Source organism: Cupriavidus sp. 207A1, from assembly GCF_057798955.1.
The window spans coordinates 1-21,968 of record NZ_JBYOJO010000008.1 but is presented as its reverse complement, the minus strand read 5'-3'; the positions used below and the strand labels follow the sequence as shown (position 1 = coordinate 21,968).

Sequence of the window (21,968 nt, the reverse complement as noted above, 5' to 3'; positions counted from 1 at the left end):
TCAGACAATCCCATGCAGAATCGCGCATTCAATCTTCGTTGCAGTCAGTTCGGGATCGCTATCGCGGCAGCCTTGCTGCAATCGGTGGCTGGTTCGGCAAACGCGGCGTCTTCCATGACCGACCCGATCTCCGCGGCGATTGCGGAAGCTGGCCGCAAGCAGGCGTCACATCCAGCCTCGCAGCAGGCAGCTCGGCCGCCGGCGCGGACGCAGGAGGCCGCGCCGCCTGCATCCACGCCCGCGGCCCAGCCGTCCAGTCCCAGCGCTGCTGGCCCAGCTGCTGGGGCGGGGGCATCGTCTGCCAATGCGGCAGTGGCGGCCGACGCTACAACAACGCCGCGGCATACCGATGCATCGGAACTCGCGGCGTTACAGTCGCAGATTGCCTTGTGGAAGGCCCGGGCCGAGATTGCGAAATTCAAAGCCGAGGTGAAGCGGGCGGAAGAATCGCTGTTGACGGGCACGGCAGGTGCAGCTGCGCCTGCTGGAGCAGCGCCGGCCATTTCGCTTGGGGCACCCATGCCGGCGGCCGGCGTTGCTGAACGGATGCCTCGGCAAGCGGCCGAGGCACCGCGGCTCGTGGCGTTGCGCGCGTTCGATGGCCAGTTCAACGCGGTTGTCGAGGTCAACGGCCGCACTGTGCCAGTCGCGACCGGCGACGCGCTGGATGGTGGCTGGAAGGTCGTCAGCATCGACGATGGGGGCGTCAAGCTCGCCAACGGCAAGCGCGTGCGGACGCTGAGGCCCTGAGAAATGGCGCAGATCCTGTCGTTTCCTGGGCTGAAGGGCGCCTTCGCGATCGGGCTGACCTGGCAGCACGAGGAGGTTCAGCCGAGCAAGCGTGCCGTGCGCGGGAGCGCGATGGCGCTCGGCCGACACTTCCGTTGGGGCGTCGTGCACCAGAGCGCCGAAGGCGCTGTGCAGAGCGGCTTTTGCGAGCCGATGGCTGGTGTCAACGTTGCCACGGTCAAGCCGCTCGCCGCCGTCGTGGCCGCCCAGCATCACCAGCCTTGGATGGGCCTCTTTCACCTTCAAGACAACCTCTACTGGTATGTCGCGGTTCGACAGGGCCACGCCATCATCTCGGGCGGCGATCGGGTGGGCACCCTCGAGGAGCTTGACACGATCCGGGCCCGCCATCGCATCCTGGGCGATTGGACCGAGGTCGAGGGTACCGTACGAGACCTCGCCGCCATGGCGCGCGCAAGTAAGGGCGTGTCGGCAATGCACGATGTGTTGCGAGGCCCATGGCGCTCAACCGCATATACGTTGGCCGCGGTGGGTGTGGTCGGCGCGCTCGTCGGCGGTGGCTGGCATTGGTATGACGCGCAACAGGAGGCCGAGCGGGAGGCACAGCGCGCGCGCCAGCGCGCAATCGCCGCTGCGCAGCAGCTGAACGAAGCTTCCCGCCCCCGAATCCTTCCGTGGGTAGAGGAGGCTCTACCGTCGGCATTCCTGCGGGCATGCCGGCGCGCATGGGAGGTGCAGCCGCTCGCAGAGAACGGCTGGACCATGGCCGCATGGAGCTGCAAACCGGCGACGGCTACCACCCTCAATATCGAGACAAGCTGGAAGCGAGACGGCGGCGTGGCTGCCAACGCGCCCGGCTCTTTGTCGGCGGACGGCAACCAGGCGAACGCAACCGCCGTTGCCAGCGCCGCTTTCCTGCCGTCCCCCTCTGCGATCGAAACCGTTCGCGAGGCCCAGCGCGCGATCTGGACATACGCGCAGGCGCGCGGCATGGCGCTGCAGGTCACGATGCCGCCGCCGTTGCTTCCCTCGGATGGCAAGACGCCTGTCGATCCGTGGCTGGTGATGACTGCGGATATCCAATTTGGCACGCCGCCATGGATGGGTATGGGCACTGGTCTCGACAACGTGGCGGGCTTGCGCCTGACCGAAGTCAGCTATGAAGCGGCGAACCAGACATGGAAGGGCGTCGGAAAGCTGTACGCCCAAAGGAACGGAAACGCCGCTGCTCCGGCTGCCGGGCCTCAACACCAAGGAAAGCCATGATGATCGGGACACTTTCGCGCCTGTGGGGCGGTGCCGCTCGCAAGGGGGACCGTACCGCGGTCGTCGCCGCGCGATCGGAGCCGTCGGCAAAGTCCGACCTGCTGACGCTGCCGCCCCCGCCAGAGGTGCTGGCGCCGCACATCCTCTACCCGCGCACGCTCGCAGGCAGCTTCGACAAGGTTGCCTGCATGCTGAATCTGCTTGGGCCAGAGGATGCGGCAGCGCTGCGCCAACGCGTAGCCGAGACGGGCCTCTACGTCGAGGATCTTGCCCTGGACCATGGGCTCACCAATGAGACCGTCCAGAAGGCCCTCGCTGTGCACGCATGCGACATATACGTGGACGCCCGGCATTTCGGCACCCCGCGCTTTCTCACTTGGGAGGCCAAGGTACGCCGCAGCGGCGCTGCACCTCAGGTTCGCAAAGTGTCGGCCCAGGAGCTGGCGGTCCTGCGGCAGCAGCGCGGCTCTGGCCAGCAACAGGATGCCGACCTCCAGACGTTGAGCCTCGCGCGCCGGCTGGTGGCCGACTGCGCGGCGCTGATTGCCTCGGATATTCACGTGCTGGTGCGTGAACACCACACCGAGATTCAGGTACGCGTGCAGGGCGACCTGCGTACTGTCGGCGCGCTGTCGATGCGAAGGGAGGAGGGGGAGCGGCTGGTACGCGCCATGTACACCGGCCTGGCCACCGTTAAAGCCGCGACCTACAACCCGCTCGACGTGCAGGATGCCCAGATTGCGGGCGATGCACTGCCGGGCACCGGGCTATCGAGCGTGCGGATCGTGCGCGGGCCGGCTTACCCGGTGGAGAGCGGCGGCGGCTTCCTCGTGGCGCGCCTGCAGTACCGAGAGCACCACCAGGGTGCCCGCAAGGCAGACGCCATCGATGCGGCGAAGCGGCTGGACTTGAGCACGCCGAAGAGCCCTTCGGGCGAATTCATGCTAGGCCAGATGGGATACACGCCGCTGCAGGTGGATCTGATCTCGCAACTGCTGCGCCGGCCGATGGGTGTGGTGGTTGTGACGGGGCCAACGGGCAGTGGCAAGACCACGACGCTCTTCGAGTGCACCCGGCACCAGGCACGAATGTTCCCCGAAAAGCGTCTGGTCACGATCGAGAACCCAACCGAGTATCCGATGGATTGGGCGATCCAGCTCACCACCGAGAGCGAGCGCTTCCCCGAGATGCTGCGCATGACGCTGCGGATGGACCCGGATGCCATCCTGCTTGGCGAAATCCGTGGTGTCGAGGAAGCGGTGGCCACGCTGCAAGCCGCGGCCACCGGCCACCTAGTGCTGACCACGCTGCACGTGACGGATCCCTTCGAAACGTTCTCGCGTCTGGTGATGCTGGACCACGTCCGTCTGGCCATGGAGGTGATCTGCAACCACAACCAGATCATCGGCCTGATTGCACAGCGCGTGGTCCCGTTGCTCTGTCCGAAATGCAGCGTGAAGTTGGAGGATGCGCCGGAGGCCTTGCCGGAATACATGCTGCGTGCCATGCGGACTTGGGGCGATCTTTCGGAGGTTCGCGTGCGCGGGGCAGGTTGCGACCATTGCCATGGCGATGCAATCGTTGGTCAACAGGCCGTGGCTGAAGTTGTGGTGACAAGCGAGGATCTGATGCAGGACTGCATCAAGGAAGGGGTGCTGGTGGCCCGCCGGAAGCATCGCAATCGCGCCGGCGCCGACAAGCCCATGATTGCCCATGCGATGGATCTGGTGCTCGCTGGCAGGCTATCGCCTGTTGATGCCGAGCGCAGTGTCGACGCTATCCCCCACCGAGACGAAACATGAGCGGACTTTCTTGGACCATGCGCCGCCGCCTGTACCAACAGGCATCGAGCCAGCTTGAAAACGGCCTCACCCTCGCACAGATCCTGGAGGACTTCCGCGAGCGGCTCGCCCGACGTGGGCGTGAGCGGGCGGCCAAGGCGGCGCATGATGTCGCCCGCAAGGTGCGGGACGGCATGACCCTGATGGCAGCCATGGGCGCCGGGCTCAGCGATCTTGAGCGCAGCGTGCTCGATGCGGGCGAGCGCGCCGGGCAGTTGCCAGAAGCCATGCGTCTGGTCCTTGAGGTGCGCGAGCAGACAACGCGGCTGCGTCAGAAGTTGCAGGCCAGCTATTTTGCTCCAACGGTCTATCTGCTGACGCTATACGCGGTGCTGTTCCTAATCGGTGCCCAGATCGTGCCGCAATTCCTGGATTTTGTGCCGCTCGACCAGTGGACCGACTGGGCCTATGCCATGTACTGGATGGGCCAGCTGGCGGTGGGCTGGCCGGCGCCGGTCCTGTTCGGCAGCCTGGGGGCCTATGCGATATGGAGCTGGTGGGCGCTACCCCGATGGGATGGCTCGGGCAGGCGGTTCCTTGACAAGCATGTCTTCCCATTTACGGTGTATCGCGAGATCAACGGATTCACCTGGCTCAGGTCGTTTGTAGCGCTGTTGCGGGCCAACGTGCCGGACGTCGTTGCCTTGGAGGGCCAGATTCAAACCGCCTCGCCATGGATGGCGTCTCGCCTCAAGCCCATCCGCCTCGGACTCACCGACGGCCTGGACCTGGCCGAGGCGATGCGGCAAACCGGATATGGCTTCCCATCGATGGACTTGATTGACGAAATCGGTGCGTATGCTGGATTCGATGACTTCACCGACAAGATCACGGTCGCCGTGCGGCAGAACGCTGAAGTCATCGAGCGGCAATTGCTCGCGAAAGGGATGGTCATGTCGGCGGCCTTCACCGGCCTCATGTTCCTCGCCTTTGTCGTACTGCAACTGGGCTCTAACTCTCTTTCATCGATCCTCACGTCGTCGATGGGCAAGTTCTAAATCTTGGCGTGTTCAACAGCATAGGAGTTTCAAATGGATGGCATTCTCGGGCGCGTTGTCGCCATTGTCTTGGGCCTGCTTGCACTTGTTGGCATCGCCTACGCCGGCTACAACGGCTTCCAGAATCACAAGGCGAGCGTAGTGGCGACCAATATTGCGCAATTGATTACCAACGCTCGCGCCGGATTTTCCCAAGGCAACAATGGCTATACCAACTTCACCACGGCCAACATTGCGGCGATGATCAACGGCGGCATGTTCCCCACCGACATGGTCCGCGGCAATGCACTGGTTGACCCCTGGGGTAACGCGGTCACGCTTGCATCGGCAAACAATGGTTCGCGCGGGGTGATTACCTTCGGTGGTGGCAACGCGCAGACGGCAAAGCAGTGCGTGAGCGCGACGCTTGGTATGAAGGACTACGTGACGCTGACGGTTGGAACGACGACGTTCGACCAGACCAACCTGCCGGACCAGGTCACCGCCAGTGCAGCCTGCAGTGCCACCGCGACCTTCGCCCTGACCTTCCAGTGATGAAACCGGCGTGACGCCGGGATCTGAGGAGACGCGCATGGGATATCTCATTCTGCCACTCGCTACGGTGCTCTTCTGTATGGGCATCGTGGCGCAAAGCCGCCAACTTTCGCAGTCGGTCCCCAGTGCCGGCGAGCCCGGGCGCATGGAGGCCTTGGCTGCGGTGACTGCACAGCAAGCGCAGGCTTATGGTGCCGCGTGCGTCTCCACCGCCGGCGCGACGCCAGGTCTCGTAGGTTCAAACGTGGCGCCAGTCCTTCCGTCGGGGATGGTGACACCTTCTGGCGCCGGCTGCATGGCGGTGGCCAATCCCGCGGGCGGCAGGGATGTCTATGGATTTGTACGCGTCTCTCCCGGTGCCGGCGCGGTGCTGCTCAACAGCACGCAAGGTAGCGCAACGTGGTTTCGTGTTCGTAGCCAGGGCACTGCGATTAGCCTCACGACCGGCACGGCCTACAGCGTGCCGGCCTCAATTCCTGTTGGCACGCTGGTCCAGTGGGTCCAGCTGAATACCTGAGAGTTGCATGGAAGCCATACTCGGTTATCTCGTCGCGCTGATGCTGTCGATGCTGAGCATCGCCGGCTTTGCGACGTGGGCAAAAGCTGGCGTCACCAACGTCCAGACGGCGGCAGCAGCGAGCCAAATGCTGGTCTTCGACAAGGCGGCATTGCAGTTTGTGCAGGATGAAGCCGCCACCCTTGCCGCGCAAGCCACCGCGAGCGTGCCGGTGTCCGTCACGCCGGCGATGCTCGTCAACGGGGGCTATCTGCCTGCCGGCTTCTCGGCGACGAACGTATTCGGGCAGACGTGGTTGCTCCAGGTCCTGCAGCCGACGCCGAACACGCTGCAGGCACTCGTGACGTCGCAAGGCGGCCGGCCCATCACGGACACACGCCAGCTGGTGCAAATCGCGGCCCAGGCAGGGGCGCAGGGCGGGTTCGTACCGTATCCGGGGCAGAACGGGGATCCGACGATGGTTGCCAGCAATGCCTATGGCGCCTACGGCGCCTGGCAGGTGCCGCTGGCCAGCTACACCAATCCCGGCAGCGGCAGGCTGGCGTCGTTGCTAGCCTTTACCGGCACGCAGGCCAACAACGGCTACCTGTACCGGGTTCAGGTGCCAGGGCATCCCGAGCTGAACAGGATGCAGACGTCGATCGACATGGGTGGCAATGACCTGAACAACGCCCGACGCGTGTCAGCTACCACGGCGCTGACCAGCAACGGTGAGACCTACATCACCAATACTGCTGTGCCAGGATCGGCATGCAACGTGGAGCCGTCAACGCGCAGAAGCAGCACAGGCACGGGCTTCGTGATCTGCTTCGGTGGCGTCTGGCAGCCGATCGGCACCGCGGTGGCGAACATCTACGAGGGCATGGCATGCGCAAACAGCGGTCAGCTGGCGACGGGTGCGACCAACGTCGGCTTTATCTGCAAGGGCAACCGATATGTGTCGCTGAACAATGCGCTCGGCAATATGTCCGTTACGCGCAAGTACGACAACGTGACCGATGGGATGACGTTCGGCAAGGACTACTGCCCGGGGGGGACAGCATGGGCGCTCTACACGCCGAAGCAGCAGATGGTGAACATTACCGGGAGTGTGATGCCTCCCATCGAAGGGACGTATCTTGCGATGAACGATTATGGCACGTACTGGTATGCCCAAGCGAGTGCCATGTCTCCGGCCGCATGGTATAGCGGCAACGACGTTGGCGCTATTGGAGGTCAACTTGTCGGTACCGTAACCACAGGTTGCCTGTACTAGTTTCTGGAACGTCTATGAAGCCCCTTCTTTTAGCGACCATCCTGGCAACGTGCTACGTTGATGCTAACGCTCAGTTATATGCCTTTCCGGCGCCGCCGATGACAGTGGCTGATTGTCCTGTAGGCAAGATGTGGATAATGAAGAATAACCTCCCAACGTGCGACTATCCGGCCCCACCACCACCACCGCCACCGCCGCCGCCTCCGCCGCTGACGTGCCGGTTTCAGAACCCCATTTTCTCAATCACGATGGGGCCCATGGGCAACTGCTCAGCGGATGGCGGCTGCGCTGGCTACGGGATTGTCGTCAATGATGGGAGCTATACACCAGCCTGGTCGAGAATGTGGTCCAACTCAGAAATTTCTGATGAACAGGATTTCTCAAATAAAGCTATGGCCGCCCTTGCAACAAGCCAATATCGGTTGGGCGCGTGGAAGTTGTCAACGATCGGCAACGGCAACTACGGAAACAGCTCCATGTATGAAGTCTGCAAGTAAGTAGGGCGGGGCCATACACGTGAAAAAGCCCGCAAAGCGGGCTTTTTTCTTGCTGCGATCAGTCTGCGTCTTAGGATTAGAAGGCCGTAAAGCTCCACGACTTGTTGATGGGAACGCCATTGCGTGCGCCTGCGAAAGTGGCAGTGTAGGTACCTGCAATGAGAGGTTGAGTCGGAAGCAGGAAAGCTACGCCATTGTAGACATTGGGGTCGGAAATTGCATTTGCAGCAGAGTTTGCCTTCGCGCCGCTTGCAACCAGGACGCGTGCCGGCACAAGGCTTCCACCGGGGCCAGTCAGCGTAAAGTTCACGACCGTAAGGACATCGTTGGCATTCGGTGCAGGAACCCTGAACATGACAGGGTGGCCTGCATTCGAGAGGTCTGGGGCCGCGCTCGGTTGTTCTCCGGAGGCTGTGAAGATGCCCGGTACAAGCTCATTATCAATTGGCGAGTAGGCGACCCCATTTCCTTGAAGCTGCTGTCCGCCCCACAACGGCAGGCCATAACCACTGCCGTTCGCTCCAGTCGATAGCCCGAAGTTGATTACACAATATCCATCTCGGACAGCAATGCCAACCGTCTCTTGATTGCTGGTAATTCCCTGGAGGTGATACACCGTGTTCTTGAATACCGTCACGCAATCGGTAGAACCGCTGGCGGCTTGGCTAATCCACTGGGCCCTGGATGCGCCTGCCGCGATACCCTGTTCATAGGGATTAATTCCAGTAAAGCCCACCTTGCCAGCGGTCTCCTCGTGCGTTATCACGGAGTTCGCTTTCATGTAGGCGAGGTGGTTGTCAGCAGCTACATCGAGGGTCGCATCTTGTTTCAGGGCGCCCACGCCCATCTTGATCCGGTAATCGTTAAGCGCATTAAATGCTGCCAGGCGCAGATCGCCTCCCGGGTAAGTCGGGGCAGGAACGGAGGTTGCAGGAGGTACCGAGGTCGGATCTTGCGGCGTCGTCGGCGCAGTGGGAGTGCTGGGCTCCTGCTTGGAGCCGCCGTCATCACCTCCGCCACCACCACCGCAAGCGGCGAGAGCAAGCGTCATGGCCGTGACCAGGGCCGAGAGAGCGAGATTAGACTGTTGCATGTTTTTTTCTTCCTCTGACTTTGGGCCGGCCGGGGATCGACCGTTACTTTTAGCTTACAGGCCGGCACGAGAAGTCAAGTGCCAGCAATCCCCAGCCGGGCGTGAGAATACACGAAGGGACCTTGGATAGGACGGCACGGGCAGCCGGAACTTGACCCCCTGATTGGGGGGTATCGTCTCAGGTGGTGTAGAGCGACTGTCCGCAGTGATTGCAGACGTGGTACTGCTTCACCGAGAACATCCACTGCTTGCGCCAGATGCGGATGCTTCGCGAGCCGCACGAGTTACAGGACATGCCGTGTTTCGTTGCGCATTGAGGATTGTCCAGTCGGTAGCGTTGAAGCGTCGGCGTCGCCTTTGATGGCAGCAGAATGAGCAGGAGCAGTCCGAAATAGTGCGTGCAAAAGCAAATCGCCGCCCATTTGAAGCCGCTCCTACCCCAGCGTCGAGCCAGCCGGTAGGCCAGGATCGGGGGGATGACAAAGAGGAGGACGAAAAGAATGGAGGTATGCATTTCAGTTTCCCTCGGTCACTTGCGACGACGCATTGAGCCATTGGGCCCGCCTAAAGTGCCGCTGCAGCCAGGGCAAGAGAACGCGTGGCTAAGTTCAATGCGTGGCGCAGTATTCGCAATGAGATAAGGTGTCCTGCATACCCTGCACGGGGCCAGTTCCAGCTGCGCATCGGTGGACGTGGTGCGACAAATGTGACACGCGCGGTCCGCCGAGATCTTCGAGGTAGTTCCGAAGAACTTGTCGAAGAGGTCATAAGCCGAGATGAAAGCCTCTGGCACGTTCGCTCCGAAGGCCAATGCGATACGGTAGAGCGAAACCATGATGGTTGCCTGCAGTCGGTGTGTCGGGTGCTCGAAGTACCAGGCGGTCGAGGTAGGCAGCTGGCCTGATGGAGAGGATCTGCCGTGAATCTGCTGAAATAGCGTTCTCGTGCGCGTGGATGTAATCCCAAGCAGTGAGGTGATGGTTGATGCTCGACAGTGACTGCGAACCATCATTTCGCTGTACACCTTCTTCTGAAGCGGCTCCAACCGGAGGTTGGTCCAGCTATGCTTCGTTGCCATGCGATCGGCACGCATCGGGGTAGAGGCAAGGAAATGGTGGCCATTGGAATCTGGCCCAAGCCGCTTCGAGTCGAAGTCTACCCAGAAGGTCTTGCTGTGCAGGCGCCAGCGGAAGATCGGAAAATCTACCCGTGCGATGGCCATGTCGAGCACATGTTGTGGGAGAGATCGAAGATACTCTGCCAGCTCCTTGGTGATTCCGAGAAGAGGAGCGGCCAGAATGCTAACGTGTAGCAATTCAACGATCAGCCAAATGTAATGGCGATTGTTGTAAAACAAGCGGAGCTTGTCGTCGTTGCTCCAGATGGGCAACTGCGATCGCAATGCGTCGACGGCCAGGGTCGTTGTGGTGTTCTCTGTGAGGCAGCGCCAATCCTGTACTTCGGACAGCGTCGGCACGACAACGAGGAACGGCGTGCCCATCAAATCGCGTTGCGTCGCTTCAGCTTTGCGCACCCTGTCGACGGCTGCTTTGCTGATGTGCAGGGGCTGTTCCAGCTCGGGATGGGCCCCCAGGAGTTCGGCGAGGTGATCGGTGAGGTGATAGTTTGCCGAGCGAATACGGTCGCACGTCATCCGGGTGAGTTGCAGACGCTCGAACTCAGCGGTTGGGGAATGCGGTTGCATGGGTCGTTGCTCCTACTTTGCTTTGATGGCCGAGCGGATTTCGGATTGAAGGCGGCCGACGATGCCGTCGAGGACTGTCAGAGTCGGGCGGAATTCGGAAATGTCGCCGGCCATCTGCACAGTCAGTTGGGCCGACGCAAAGCTCGAGACCGCCTGTCGAAATGCTTCTACTAGCTTCGCCAGCTCGTCATGAGCGCGCGCTCGTTTGTCCAGAACCGCGGTACGCTCGGCGATCTCTTCTTCGATTCTCTGGCGTTGAGAGATGACGTTGTTCAGCTCGCTCTTGGCGGTCGCAAGCTCTTCATTCTTGGCGGCCAATGCGTCTTCCAACGTGGCATAGCCGGGTGGAACGACGGGCACTTCGATAGATTCAGGGCGGACGTTGCCCTTTGCAAAGGCGATGCGTTCCTGCAGTTCGCGCTTCTCTCGTTCCAAGTCGGCAACTTGCATTCCGAGTGCGCTGTAACTTGAGTTTTGCCTCGTCATCTCCTCACGCAATTGGGTAAGGGTCAGACGATCGGTGTCGCGTTCGGCCGTCAAGCGGGAAAGCTCGGTGTTGAGCCGACGGATTTCATGGTCCTTGTCGGCATTCTCGGAGATAGTGCTTGCAAGTTCGGCTGTGGCGACGTCGAGCTTGGATTGGACATCGAAGACTTCTTCCTGTTTGCGGCGCAGTCGCTCGACGAACTCCCGAATGTCCTTGCGTCGATAGGAAGGATCGTTCTCTTTGAATTCGATCACCGCGTCGATTTCCTCCGCGGTGTAATCACTCCGGCGAAGGATCATCAGCTCACCGATGTTCAGCTTCGTGAGCGCGCCGTTATGTTGCAGGAAGCGCCGGTAAAGGTTCAGCTGCAAATGAGCCTGGCTTCGTGTCAGGTGCAGGACCTCTTCCGCGATCGTGTAGAACATCTCCAACGCACGCGTTCGCGCGACTCTCGTGTCGCCATACATGGCGACGGCAATGTCCATGGTGTGGTCATGCATCTGTTGGAGATCTGCGCCTTGGTCGCGCAGCAGCCGCTCAATCTTGTCCCGCGTGCGCTGAAGATTGCGCACACACTGGAGTAGCCGGCTGAACGCGTCCGCGTCCACCGGTGCGCCGCCGAGTGCGTTGCGCAATGCCAATTCGGCACGCGACACCTCCGGTTGCAAGGGGAAGTTGACGATGTCAGCCTGTACGGCCGGATTTTCTTTTGGCTGGTCTTTTTTTTGCGGCATCTTTGCTCTCGGAAATGGACCCTGACAACCAGCGTAACGACCCAAAAACGTTGTCAAGTGGCCTCGTGCAGAGTACGAAACGAGACAGCCGCGTTGTTCCCAGAAATCGCCTCTTTTAGGGGTGGCTTTCGTCGGAAAGGGCAGAAAGCAGGTTGCTTATGCAATTCATATCGCCCAGCGATCGACGAAATGTAGGGGTTTACCCCTAAGGTGAGGGGTCGAATTAAGCGGCGATAAGAACAGAAATAAACGAAAGTAATATCAGCATGAGAAGGGCGCGGACACTCGCCGCCAGGATCGGCCGGGGCCGGCGCCGCGACAAACTGGTGAGCATGCTCAGGTCTTTTTTCCAGAAAGCGGGGTGTTTTTGTTGGTCTTTCCGAAGGTTTCGGGCGTCAGAGTCCTATTAGGATCTGAGAGAACTTCAGCGTCCTTTACGCATCGACATGAGCGCGGGCCTTACTGGCGCTCCAATTCAGCAGCCGCTCATCCACGTCAGCGTGCTTCCGCCATGCGCTACCGCATGACGCAAGTACGTTGAAGCGCTGCAGCTTCCCTCCAGAGATTCCTTGCTCGACCGAGCATCGAATAATCGCCTGGCATCCGTCAGGAAATCCCTTTTTTTGTTTCTGGAGAGAAACCGTGGAATCCTTTGTCACGAACCTCATCAAGCGTCCGTTCCAACTCCTCATGTTCTGCGTGGTGCTGTATATGGCCTCGCAGTCGTTCATCGTCGGTGCCTTTGTGACCGTCGTCGGGCTTTCGTTCCTGTATCACAGGGGTGTTGCCTGGACCAAAGCCATTCCTGAAGCCCCGAAGGTTTCGATGCCGGACGACGTGTCCAAGTCGAAGCCGGATGTTGAGCTGATGGCGGAGCCCGAGCGGCAGTACGAGCGCTCGGCTGTGGTAACGCCGATTCGACGGACGGGAACACACGACCGTTCCTGATCCCAAGCCGCCCCATCTGGGCGGCGCTTTTCACCTGTCGCGGGTATCCGATACCCGCCGGCAGGTGGGTCTTTCGGGTGCCCGACCCGGAGACCATCATGGAAACAACAACCGCCGGATGGCAGCTGGACTTCTTTGGTGAAGCAGCCGCTATCGTCGTGCCACCTCCCAAGCTCGACCCCTTGCCCGACCCGTCTCAATGGAGTGAGACCGTGCGGGAAAAAATGGTCGACGCCCTGATAAGCCTGGCCTGCGACAGCAGGCGGGGCGACAACATGCCGGAGTCCCTGATCGATTGCGCCGAGATGCTGCGTGCCCGCTTGCGCAATCGCACGCTCGACGTCGAGGACTACTCCATGACGCTGGGCTGGATCTTTGGATACTGGGACGGCGCACTGCCCTATACCTACGTCTGTGCAGTCTCGGGGGTCGATCCCGAGACGTTGCAAGACGTAATCCTTAACCATCGCCGGTTGCGCGAGGACCTGGAAGTGGTCCGTCGCCAGTGCTGCGGCTCACTTCTTTGATCATGACCTGGCTCAATTTCATCAAGCGCGTAGCCGGTGCCCTCGATGCCGAGCGGCGACCCGACACCTCCGATCCGATTCCAGTTGGGAGAGGCGACCCGAATGAACGGCAGTTCTATGTTCACGGTGTCCCCCACCTTCTGCGAAAGGAAGCCGATCGCGTGGTTCACTTCGTAGGTGTCTTTGAACACCGTCTTCAACGCACCCAGTTTGGCGACAAGCTGCTGCCCGAGGTTTTCCCGCGGTGGAAAAAGGTCGGCGAGCACCCGAACACGGCGCTGGAACAAGTGGCTGCCAAAGTCATTCAAGACGGCGCTCAGCAGGATGCTCTGCGGCAATCGCATGCTGGCGCCGATGCTGATGCCCGCCAACGCGAGCGACCGACGGCCCGTGCGTCCGATGCCGAGCGTCCTGGTCGACAAGAAAGGGCCGGCACCGGCCCCACGAATGTTGGCGCCGATCAGGGCACGTCTTCGGTCTACACCGTCGGCGAGCTGCTCGAGTGGGGCGAAATGACGTTCCCCAACCGAAAGCCAAGCGGGCCGCGTACTTACACGTCGTTCGCTTTGAAACTGGCCACGACCACCGGCGAGAAGATCCTCCAAGGCGAAGGCCTCAAGGATGCGCTGGCCGATGCACGCTGCAAGCTTGGCGACCGAATTGCCGTCAAGAGACTGCACAGGGAAAAGGTGCCGGCCTTCGACAAGAAGAGCGGCTCCCCCATCATGGATCGCACGACCGGAGAACAAAAGCTCTGGGACCGTTGGGTCTGGACTATTAATCTCGTACTCTGAATTGGAAGGATCATGGCATCCGTAAACAAGGTCATTCTCGTTGGCAACCTGGGTGCAGACCCGGAAACGCGCTACATGCCCAGCGGCGATGCCGTCACCAACTTTCGCCTGGCCACCACCGATCGCTACAAGGACAAGCAGTCCGGCGAGATGAAGGAAGCCACCGAATGGCACCGCGTGGCGATGTTCGGCAAGCTGGCCGAAATTGCCGCCCAGTATCTGCGCAAGGGCTCGTCGGTCTATATCGAGGGCCGCATCCGCACTCGCAAATGGCAGGACCAGTCCGGCCAGGACAAGTACTCCACCGAGATCGTTGCCGACCAGATGCAGATGCTCGGCGGCCGGAGTGGTGGTGGCGCTGATGAAGGTTCGTCCGGCGATGGCTACAGTCGCGCCGGCTCACAAAGCAGTTCCGGCGGCACGGGACGTAGTACTGCGCAACGCGCTGCGCCAGAAGGGCAGCGCAGGACGGCTCAGCCACCCGCACAGTCCGGCGGTGGTTTCTCCGACTTCGACGACGACATCCCGTTCTAACCTTGAGTAAGTAATACTTGTAAAGATTAGCCCCGTGTTCGCGCGGGGTTTTTCTTTTTGATCAGTACTTTATGGGCGGTGGTGCGTTGGAAAGATCAGAAGGTGGTTTTGCGGAAGGGCATGAGATTTTCGTCAGGAAGCGAAAGTGTCAACTTCGGCGCCCAGAAGCTAAGATCTCAGGCGGGATCTTCAACCTCCAACGAGGGAAGAACGTGAGCTAGTGCTCACCACTGCTGATACTTGGATAACGACACTCTGCTGTTGTTCAGGTGCAGCTGGGGCTGTGACAGCGATCGCTTCCATTACTGCGCTTATCATTAGAGACATCGCCATCACCACAAGGGAGATTGCACAGCAATGGCACGATGCACAGCACCAGTTCGAGGGCACCACTCGGCGGCCGCGGCAGCAGCCTGTCCGGCATGTAGTTCCCGCTATGGCGGGTACCGCAGCAGCTATGGAGGCGGGTACGGCAGTGGCTATGGCTCGTCCTACGCTTCTGGTGGCGGGAGCAGCTACAGCAGCGGTGGCAGGTCCAGCGGAGGCGGCAGTTCAAGGCCGCGCTGGTCGCGTGCCGGTTCGTCCGTTTCGTACACGCCCGCTCAGGTGGCGTCCCTCACTCCGATTCGCGAGGCTGTTGAAAAAGAAGCGGCGGCGAAGCCGGACCTTCGGGATTGCTTCCTCTGCCACGCTTGGGATGACAGGCAGGGCGCGGCCAAGGAGCTGCACGATTTGCTCGAGGCGGCTGGGGTCAAGGTCTGGTTCAGCGAGAAGGATCTAGGTCTGGGCGTACCGATGATGCGAGCCATCGATAAAGGCTTGGCGGCCTCGAAAATTGGACTCGTCCTGGTGACCCCCGCATTGTTGGCACGCCTTCCGAAAGAGGGCGTCGCCGACAAAGAGCTTTCGACTCTTCTGCAGGGTAACCGTCTCGTGCCCATCGTGCATGGCACTACGTACACTGCGCTCCGCGATGTTAGCCCCATGCTTGCTTCGCGAAGCGGACTTGACACGTCCGAAGACACGATGGCGGTGGTCGCAACCAAAATTGCCGAGCTGGTCGCTATCTGGAGCTGACAGGTGAAGCTTCCGTGGGGGGAAACGCCGGCGAGAGCCGGTTTTTTGCTTCTGGGGCTGCGATCACCGCTTCGTGACATGGAAAAGTCGTAAACATTGTCTACGGTAATTGGGACGCGTCGGCCGAAGGAGCGCCAATGCATGCCCAATTTCATGTGGTGACGGTCCGGCATCCGGACGGCGAGCGCCTGCCGATCCTGCTGGACGCAGACCGGCAACCTATCGGCTGGATCAACGAGTATGCGATTCAGCGACTGCGTTCACGGCTGTCGGCCAACAGTCTGTCAAAATCACTGCAGGTCATCGGGTTGCTGTGGCAGTGGGCGGTCCAGCATGGCATTCCGCTACAGGCCAGACTGATTACCGGCGAGGGACTCTCACCGGACGAAATTGCCAGCCAACTTTACCCCTGGCTAAGACGCGACTTCAAGTCACGAGGGGCGGTACGCCGGCTGGTCGTGGCTCCGACCACCGTAGCGCAGCGTCTTCAAGTCGTCATGCAGTTCATTCGTTGGCATGTGGAAGGCGCCATGGGGCGTCTGCCGATCGGTAGCCGGGAACTGACTGATATCAGACAACGACTGGCGACGATGCAGCACACGATTGCCACGGCCGGGCCAAGGCGCGCCGCGCCAGTGCATCATGCCTCCCCGCTGTCCGAGGAGCGTGTGAACCGTCTGCTGAGCATCTGCCGTCCCGGCAACGACGAAAATCCCTGGAAGGTCCCCTATCAGGACCGCAATTACCTCATCGTCCTGGTGTTGCTGCTGTTGGGTATCAGGCGGGGCGAACTCCTCAAACTGCGCGTTGCTGACTGCGTCCTATCGGGCGCCATTCCGGAGATCAGGGTTGAGCGCTCGCCCGACGACGCTAGGGATCCTCGTCGCAATGAACCCCAGGTGAAGACGGAGTCGCGACAGTTGCCTTGCGATCGGGCGTTAGCTGGACTGTTGAACGCCTATATCTGTCGTACCCGTCGAGCCATACCGGGTTCAGACAAAAGTCCGTTCCTGTTCCTGGGCCGGAATGGGATGCCGATGAGCCTGGCGCGCGTCAACGGATTGCTCACCCAAGTTGGCGCAGCACACGCCGAATTCCGCGATTTGCATCCGCACTGCCTGCGTAGCACGTGCGCAACGAACTTCCGTGCGGAAGCGTTGCGCAACGGGCTGGACGAGGAGCGCGTCGAGAAACACATGATGTACTTCTTCGGTTGGCGCTCGTCAGAGTCTATCCGGCCGTACGTCTGGCATGCGATCCGGCGGGAGTCCTGTGAGCTCAGCCTTGAATACCAGTCCACGGTCTTTAATGCATCGACGTCGGATATCGAATGACGAACGCCGAGATCAATCGCGCAATCATGTCGTTGCTGCGAAAGAACAACCTTCCACCGTTGCCGAGCTACGTCATCGACCGAGATGGTCGTCGTATGGAGATGAGTGGAACGTACTGGAAGTTCAATGTGCCTACCAACAACGTCGCGTTTCACTGGGAGAGGCAGTCGGACGGAAGCGCCGTAGTGGGCTACGCGTTGCGTCGATGGGCATCGATGCTAATGACGCAACAAGCGAGCCGGAGCGTCATGAATGCGTTGACCAAAGTGCTAGGGGCCCTGAGAGGAAGATCATCAGGCATTGGTACGCAGGGGCTATTGCTGTTGGAGCAATGGCGAGCCTTGGCGTCGGAGGAACAGACGGAAGATCTGAAGGATGCGTTGTGCCGGCATGTCGAGGCAGCTGTTTGCGCACTACGGACCAGGAAGGCGATGGACGAGTTCTACCTTCTGCGCAGCTGGTATCGTTGGTCAGCAACAATGCTTGCGAGCCTGGGGTTCGATGAACAGTTCGCGCTTGAACTAGATGAGGTTTCCATACCCGCACGCTCGTCTCTACTTGCGGTGGAGTTGGAAGACGAGGAGCGCGGACCGCTCTGGGACACGGAGGTGGCTGTTCTGCGTGCCGCATTGGTGGGTGATCGCTCCCAAGAGCGCTCGCACGTGATGCAGCGTGCCGCGATTGCATTGAGCTTGGCATATGGTCGGAATCCATCGAACTATTGCCTCCTCAGAGAGGAGGATCTGTCAAATCAGTTGGCCGGGTTCGACGTGCCGCCACAGTGGAGACTGTCCATTCCCCGCATCAAGAAATGGGGGATCGGTGTGCGCCAGCAGTTCGTGCAAGAGCGGGTGAGCAACGATCTGCTGCCGTTGATACATGACCTGCTAGTGGCCAACGGGAGTATCGATTGTGAAGGGTATCCGCGTCCGCTGTTTATGCGCGATAGTGTGGACGAATGGCGGGTCGGTACTGGTGTCGAGGAGTATGCGTACCACATGACAGGAAAGGAATTCCTGAGACTCATACGGGGGTTCGCTACACGAATGGCAATCCAATCGCCGCGCACCGGACGGCAGCTCCGCTTGAGTTCACGCCGCTTGCGGTACACGTTTGCCACGACGATGGTGGAGCTCGGCGCATCCAAGACCATGCTCGCCACGATGTTGGACCATTCCGATACGCAACATGTGCGGGTCTACTACGCTTTGAAGGGAGCCCGTCTGACCCGCATTCTGAACCGCGCCGCTGCACTACGGCTAGGCCCCCTCATGAAGCTGTTCAAAGGGATGCCCATCGGAGTGGACTCCGAAGCGGCGAGGGACGTTTGCCAGGAAAAAAGGGTCCGCTTCGTCGGTGACGTAGACGCTGTGGAGCCGGTTGAGATCGGCGCATGTGGCCAGTCACCTCGCTGCCTGCTGGACCCACCATTCTCTTGCTACGTCTGTCCCAAGTTCCAGCCGTACCTGGAAGCCGACCATCAGGCCGTACTGGATGCGCTGCTCAAAGGGAGGGATGAGCGTCGTGGTCGGCTCGGCATGCGCCTGTCAGTCCAGATGGATGAGGTGATCTACGCAGTAGCGGAGGTTGTACAACTGGTGGCCCACCATGGTAAACGGAACGGCGGGAAGGCGTAAGACGATGGCGGCCGTCGGCCGCCTGGAAGCACCCGCAGGAGATGACTGGATCGAGAATGGAATGCAGCTGATCGGCAAGGCGAAAGCGTTGATGCCGTTCGGTGATGTCGAGTGGGATGCACCGGTCTGGGATGTCTCGGCTGCCTATGAACATCGCACGCGAGGATACAAGGCCAACGCCGGGGGACTGCGACTGCCATTCACCCAGCATAGGCGAACGGCCAAGGGTGTGGGCGAGCCGCTGCCAGAGGCCTTCGCGGATCTCGTCAAGGCTCTTGTATGCGTCCGGCATCAGAAGCGAGGCCAGTCTGTGAGCAGCCACAGCGTGTTCATCCGGGCTACACGCTACGTGTGTGAGGCAATCCGAAGGACTGGGCATCAACTCGGCGAACTGCGCAAGGATGACCTGGACCGGGCGGCGGCCATGGTTATCCAAAGAGAACTGGAGACATCCGCGTACAAGGTCCTTGGTCACATGGAAGAGTTCGCCGATATGCTGGACCGATATCGTCTCAGCCGCGTGAGGCTGGACTGGCGGTGCAGGCGAAAAGCGCGGCCCCGATCACTGACGCCGGACAGGATTGGAGACCGCTCGACAGAGGTATCGGACAGGCTGCCAAAAGAGGAAGCGATCCGGGCGCTTGGATGGCTTTACCAGAAGATCCCGCAAGCCGAACCCACGGATGATGCGGGCACCGGCGACCGCATGCTGGTTCTGATCGCCACGATCATGGCATGCACTGGCCTCAGAGTTGGCGAGATGCTGACGCTGCCGGTGAATCCGATCTCCATTGCGAAGGACGGTAGTCGGAACTTGCGCTATGCAAGGCTGAAAGGTCGAGCTGACGACGTGATGGTCGAATGGCATACGAAGCCATTGCTATCCGAGACGGTGGAATTGGTGGAGGCTGCGCTGGCGGAACTGCAGAAAGCAACGGCTGGGCCGCGGCAGGTCGCCCTGAAAGCCAGTCGCCGCGGGTCGCTGCTGTTACTACGCTCCCTTCCCGAGAGGCTCTACACGTGTGACATACAAACTGCACTTGGGTTGGAGAGTCGAAATATTGCGCAGTTCCTTAGGAGTAGGGAAATTCCATTCGAGATAGAAAACCGGGGGCTACGTGTTGATCGGGAAGCTTTGCTGTGTGGCATCGCCAAAGACCATTGGTTTGGGCCGATGATCCCGGGGCCTGCCGGTCAAGGGCTCAAGCTTCACGAAGCGTTGTGCGTGGCTTACGCGAATCAGTTCCATCGCGGGACGCGGACAACGCTTAAGTATGCCGCTCGACCCGTATCGGACCAGAACGTAACGGACTTCCTGACCGGACGGCCCGCCATTCGGTCGGCGTTCGAGCGATATGGGCTTGCGGGTGAAGACGGCCTGGTACTGCGTTTGCGATCGCATGGACTCCGGCACTTCCTTAACCATCTGCTGGACGAAGGTGGAGCGCCGGATCTCGTGCAAACGAAATGGTTTGGGCGAAAGCATGAGGCGGACACGAGAGCCTATCAACATCTGACGACTGCCCAACGCGCGGCGCAGGTGGTTAAGGAGGTTCTGGAAGACAAGTTGGCGGGAGGCATTGTTGAGGTTGCCAAAGCCCTGCCGCTTGAAGTGGCAAAGACATTCCTGACTGCACGCATCCAGGCAGTCCACGATGTAGGGCCGGGCTTATGCGTCCACGACTTCCAGATGTCCCCCTGCGAGCGCCATCTGCAATGCACGGCGAAATGCGAGGAATATCTGTGGATCAAGGGCGAAGCGGCCAGAGCGCATGAACTGAAAAGACAGGCTGCGGTGGCATACATCAGCCTGCATGCAGTGACGGCACGTGCGAGGTCGCTATCCTTGATGCACTCGGATTGGTACCGGCATCTTGAGACTCGATATGGACAGCTGACGGAGCAGCTTGCAACGATAGGCTTCCATCAAGCTGATCTGGTGCGATACGTAGAGGAGTATGGAAGTGCCGAAAAGCATCCGGGCAAGCGCAAAGATAAATGAGAGTAAGAAGGCGGGCATCATCGCCGAGCTTGAGCGCTGGCAGGGCAGGGAATTGGGTACGCGACTGACCTGGGAGCGTGTCGAAGCGTTCTCCGGATACACCCGCCAGGCGCTGAGCCGTCATCCGGAGATCGTGCACGCATACCAGGAGGCCAAGCGTGCGCTGGCCGACAGCGGCCGAAAATCCAGATCACGCACGCGTCGCGACGAGCTTGCCTATCTCGATCAAACGGTGGAGAGCCTGCGCGCAAAGATACGCTGGTATGAAAACCTTGAAGCGCTGTGGCTACAGCGCTGGCAACGCATTGCCAATCAATGCCTGCAGCGCGGACTCAGTATCGATGATCTGGATCGTCCGCTGGATCCCTTGAACCGGAAAGCCTAGGCGGAATTAGCGGTTGCGGCGACATCAGCGTTCGGTGTCGCGGCCTTGAGAAAGGTGCAGCCGTCCAACGTCGTCTGGGCAACGGCATCGACGTACTTCTCTGCTTGGGCTGCTCGCCTTCGAACCCGCTGTGCCCATTCGTTGGTGGCCTTGCGATAAAAACGCTCGGACTCCTCCTTCCAGTCGCTGCTTCGATCGGACATGACGTAGGCGAGGTAGACGCGGTCAATGGCGAGATCCTCGAAGCGGCGGTGGTGATGCACCTGGTTCCGCTCGCGAAGCTCCTGGTCAAAATCCCTCTCGAACAACTTGAGGAACTGTCCGATATCGATTCGGTGATGTGGTTCAGCCTTCTTCATCGAATTGAGGTATCTCTTGATCCGCTCCTTGAGTTCGTAGAACCGATTGAAGTACATCTCGCACATGTACGTGAGATGTTCGTGCTTGCTCACGGGCAGGCCATGAAAGGGAAACCGGCGGAAATAGTACTCACAGTCCCTTAGGGCTTGAAGGGCTTGCTCGATGCCCAGGTACTGGACAACCAGGTCGCGCTGTTGCTCGATCTCCGGAGCGAAAGCGAATTCCTCTGGATGGATGTCGTCCTTTGGCAGCGGGAAGTCGTCGTCGTAGAGAGTTCGCGCCAAGCGCCCCTTGCGCCAGTCGGACCACCCGGGGTAGGTCTCCAACTGCTTCATCCAGTGGCCGATAGCGCGTTCAACTAGTTCGCGAGGGGACGACGGGGCGATTCCTTTAGGCATGGCAGACACGGGCGACTCCGTTCGCGCGGGGGAACTGCAGCATTCTGCCATTGGAAAATGTGATTTATAGGGCTTCTGAGAACGCTACCTGAAATTGCCGAGCATTCACGCCCAAATGAGCTCGCGAGCGGCGCAAAATAGCATCACCGCAGCGCGAACCGCGCATCGATCCTCGGTCCTAGCCTGGGCCCCCACGATCCTCAATCTTTACGATGGCCGGGTCGCAGCTCTCCCAAAGCGACCATCCACGCCGGTTGGCGGTCAATGTTTACGCCGTTGCATAACAGAACCGTTC

At 60.4% G+C, this 21,968-nt stretch carries 22 protein-coding genes; 17 read left to right on the top strand and 5 right to left on the bottom strand.

The genetic code is table 11. The features are described 5' to 3' along the window. Positions 1-12 precede the first annotated feature (12 nt). Genes pilP through AC3FMM_RS16090 form a run of 8 tightly spaced genes read left to right on the top strand, consistent with a single transcriptional unit; the run spans position 13 to position 7,658 of the window. Positions 13-750, top strand: coding sequence for a type IV pilus biogenesis protein PilP (gene pilP, locus AC3FMM_RS16125; RefSeq protein ID WP_488686939.1), 738 nt, complete (start codon positions 13-15; stop codon positions 748-750). A gap of 3 nt (positions 751-753) precedes the next feature. Continuing rightward, positions 754-2,016, top strand: coding sequence for a type 4b pilus protein PilO2 (pilO2, locus tag AC3FMM_RS16120; protein WP_488686938.1), 1,263 nt, complete (start codon positions 754-756; stop codon positions 2,014-2,016). Next, the gene (locus tag AC3FMM_RS16115) at positions 2,013-3,818 is read left to right on the top strand and encodes an ATPase, T2SS/T4P/T4SS family (protein WP_488686937.1); all 1,806 of its coding nucleotides are present in this window, start codon (positions 2,013-2,015) and stop codon (positions 3,816-3,818) included. The genes pilO2 and AC3FMM_RS16115 overlap by 4 nt, the downstream gene beginning before the upstream one ends. Next, positions 3,815-4,855 (top strand): type II secretion system F family protein, encoded by a 1,041-nt coding sequence (locus tag AC3FMM_RS16110; RefSeq protein WP_488686936.1) that lies wholly within the window; start codon positions 3,815-3,817, stop codon positions 4,853-4,855. The genes AC3FMM_RS16115 and AC3FMM_RS16110 overlap by 4 nt, the downstream gene beginning before the upstream one ends. A gap of 33 nt (positions 4,856-4,888) precedes the next feature. Next, entirely contained in the window at positions 4,889-5,389 is a 501-nt protein-coding gene (locus AC3FMM_RS16105; protein WP_115737246.1) for a prepilin type IV pili, read from the top strand. A 37-nt stretch (positions 5,390-5,426) separates the two neighbouring features. Further along, on the top strand, positions 5,427-5,906 hold the full coding sequence (locus AC3FMM_RS16100) for a hypothetical protein (RefSeq protein ID WP_488686935.1): 480 nt from the start codon (positions 5,427-5,429) through the stop codon (positions 5,904-5,906). Between the two features lie 7 nt (positions 5,907-5,913). Continuing rightward, positions 5,914-7,161 carry a shufflon system plasmid conjugative transfer pilus tip adhesin PilV gene (gene pilV / locus AC3FMM_RS16095; RefSeq protein ID WP_488686934.1) on the top strand — a complete coding sequence of 416 codons (1,248 nt, stop codon included), beginning with the start codon at positions 5,914-5,916 and terminating at the stop codon, positions 7,159-7,161. 14 nt (positions 7,162-7,175) lie between these two features. Continuing rightward, positions 7,176-7,658 carry a hypothetical protein gene (locus AC3FMM_RS16090; RefSeq protein ID WP_488686933.1) on the top strand — a complete coding sequence of 161 codons (483 nt, stop codon included), beginning with the start codon at positions 7,176-7,178 and terminating at the stop codon, positions 7,656-7,658. A 76-nt stretch (positions 7,659-7,734) separates the two neighbouring features. Here the strand turns inward: AC3FMM_RS16090 and AC3FMM_RS16085 are convergent, their stop codons facing one another. The 4 genes from AC3FMM_RS16085 to AC3FMM_RS16070 form a co-directional block, all read right to left on the bottom strand. After that, positions 7,735-8,751, bottom strand: coding sequence for a CAP domain-containing protein (locus tag AC3FMM_RS16085; protein ID WP_488686932.1), 1,017 nt, complete (start codon positions 8,749-8,751; stop codon positions 7,735-7,737). A gap of 178 nt (positions 8,752-8,929) precedes the next feature. Then, positions 8,930-9,265 (bottom strand): PLDc N-terminal domain-containing protein, encoded by a 336-nt coding sequence (locus AC3FMM_RS16080; RefSeq protein WP_488686931.1) that lies wholly within the window; start codon positions 9,263-9,265, stop codon positions 8,930-8,932. 15 nt (positions 9,266-9,280) lie between these two features. Continuing rightward, complete coding sequence (locus tag AC3FMM_RS16075) at positions 9,281-10,456, bottom strand: FlhC family transcriptional regulator (RefSeq protein WP_488686930.1); 1,176 nt, start codon at positions 10,454-10,456, stop codon at positions 9,281-9,283. A 12-nt stretch (positions 10,457-10,468) separates the two neighbouring features. Further along, positions 10,469-11,677: a hypothetical protein gene (locus AC3FMM_RS16070; RefSeq protein WP_488686929.1), complete on the bottom strand. Its 1,209-nt coding sequence runs from the start codon at positions 11,675-11,677 to the stop codon at positions 10,469-10,471. A gap of 642 nt (positions 11,678-12,319) precedes the next feature. Here AC3FMM_RS16070 and AC3FMM_RS16065 point away from each other — a divergent pair. The 9 genes from AC3FMM_RS16065 to AC3FMM_RS16025 all read left to right on the top strand — a co-directional run bounded on the left by AC3FMM_RS16065 (position 12,320) and on the right by AC3FMM_RS16025 (position 20,915). After that, complete coding sequence (locus tag AC3FMM_RS16065) at positions 12,320-12,625, top strand: hypothetical protein (protein WP_488686928.1); 306 nt, start codon at positions 12,320-12,322, stop codon at positions 12,623-12,625. A 98-nt stretch (positions 12,626-12,723) separates the two neighbouring features. Next, positions 12,724-13,152: a hypothetical protein gene (locus AC3FMM_RS16060; protein WP_488686927.1), complete on the top strand. Its 429-nt coding sequence runs from the start codon at positions 12,724-12,726 to the stop codon at positions 13,150-13,152. Between the two features lie 2 nt (positions 13,153-13,154). Further along, entirely contained in the window at positions 13,155-13,946 is a 792-nt protein-coding gene (locus AC3FMM_RS16055; RefSeq protein WP_488686926.1) for a hypothetical protein, read from the top strand. A 12-nt stretch (positions 13,947-13,958) separates the two neighbouring features. Then, positions 13,959-14,480 carry a single-stranded DNA-binding protein gene (locus tag AC3FMM_RS16050; RefSeq protein ID WP_488686925.1) on the top strand — a complete coding sequence of 174 codons (522 nt, stop codon included), beginning with the start codon at positions 13,959-13,961 and terminating at the stop codon, positions 14,478-14,480. A gap of 606 nt (positions 14,481-15,086) precedes the next feature. Further along, positions 15,087-15,557, top strand: coding sequence for a toll/interleukin-1 receptor domain-containing protein (locus AC3FMM_RS16045; protein WP_367394840.1), 471 nt, complete (start codon positions 15,087-15,089; stop codon positions 15,555-15,557). A gap of 137 nt (positions 15,558-15,694) precedes the next feature. Then, on the top strand, positions 15,695-16,891 hold the full coding sequence (locus AC3FMM_RS16040; RefSeq protein ID WP_488686216.1) for a tyrosine-type recombinase/integrase: 1,197 nt from the start codon (positions 15,695-15,697) through the stop codon (positions 16,889-16,891). Continuing rightward, on the top strand, positions 16,888-18,528 hold the full coding sequence (locus AC3FMM_RS16035; protein WP_488686215.1) for a hypothetical protein: 1,641 nt from the start codon (positions 16,888-16,890) through the stop codon (positions 18,526-18,528). The genes AC3FMM_RS16040 and AC3FMM_RS16035 overlap by 4 nt, the downstream gene beginning before the upstream one ends. Positions 18,529-18,532: 4 nt before the next feature. Next, positions 18,533-20,530: an integrase gene (locus AC3FMM_RS16030; RefSeq protein WP_488686214.1), complete on the top strand. Its 1,998-nt coding sequence runs from the start codon at positions 18,533-18,535 to the stop codon at positions 20,528-20,530. Beyond that, positions 20,487-20,915 carry a hypothetical protein gene (locus AC3FMM_RS16025; protein WP_488686213.1) on the top strand — a complete coding sequence of 143 codons (429 nt, stop codon included), beginning with the start codon at positions 20,487-20,489 and terminating at the stop codon, positions 20,913-20,915. Before AC3FMM_RS16030 ends, AC3FMM_RS16025 begins: the two co-directional genes overlap by 44 nt. Here the strand turns inward: AC3FMM_RS16025 and AC3FMM_RS16020 are convergent. Continuing rightward, positions 20,912-21,610, bottom strand: a complete 699-nt coding sequence (locus tag AC3FMM_RS16020; protein WP_488686212.1) for a hypothetical protein — start codon at positions 21,608-21,610, stop codon at positions 20,912-20,914. The genes AC3FMM_RS16025 and AC3FMM_RS16020 overlap by 4 nt on opposite strands. Between the last annotated feature and the right edge of the window lie 358 nt (positions 21,611-21,968).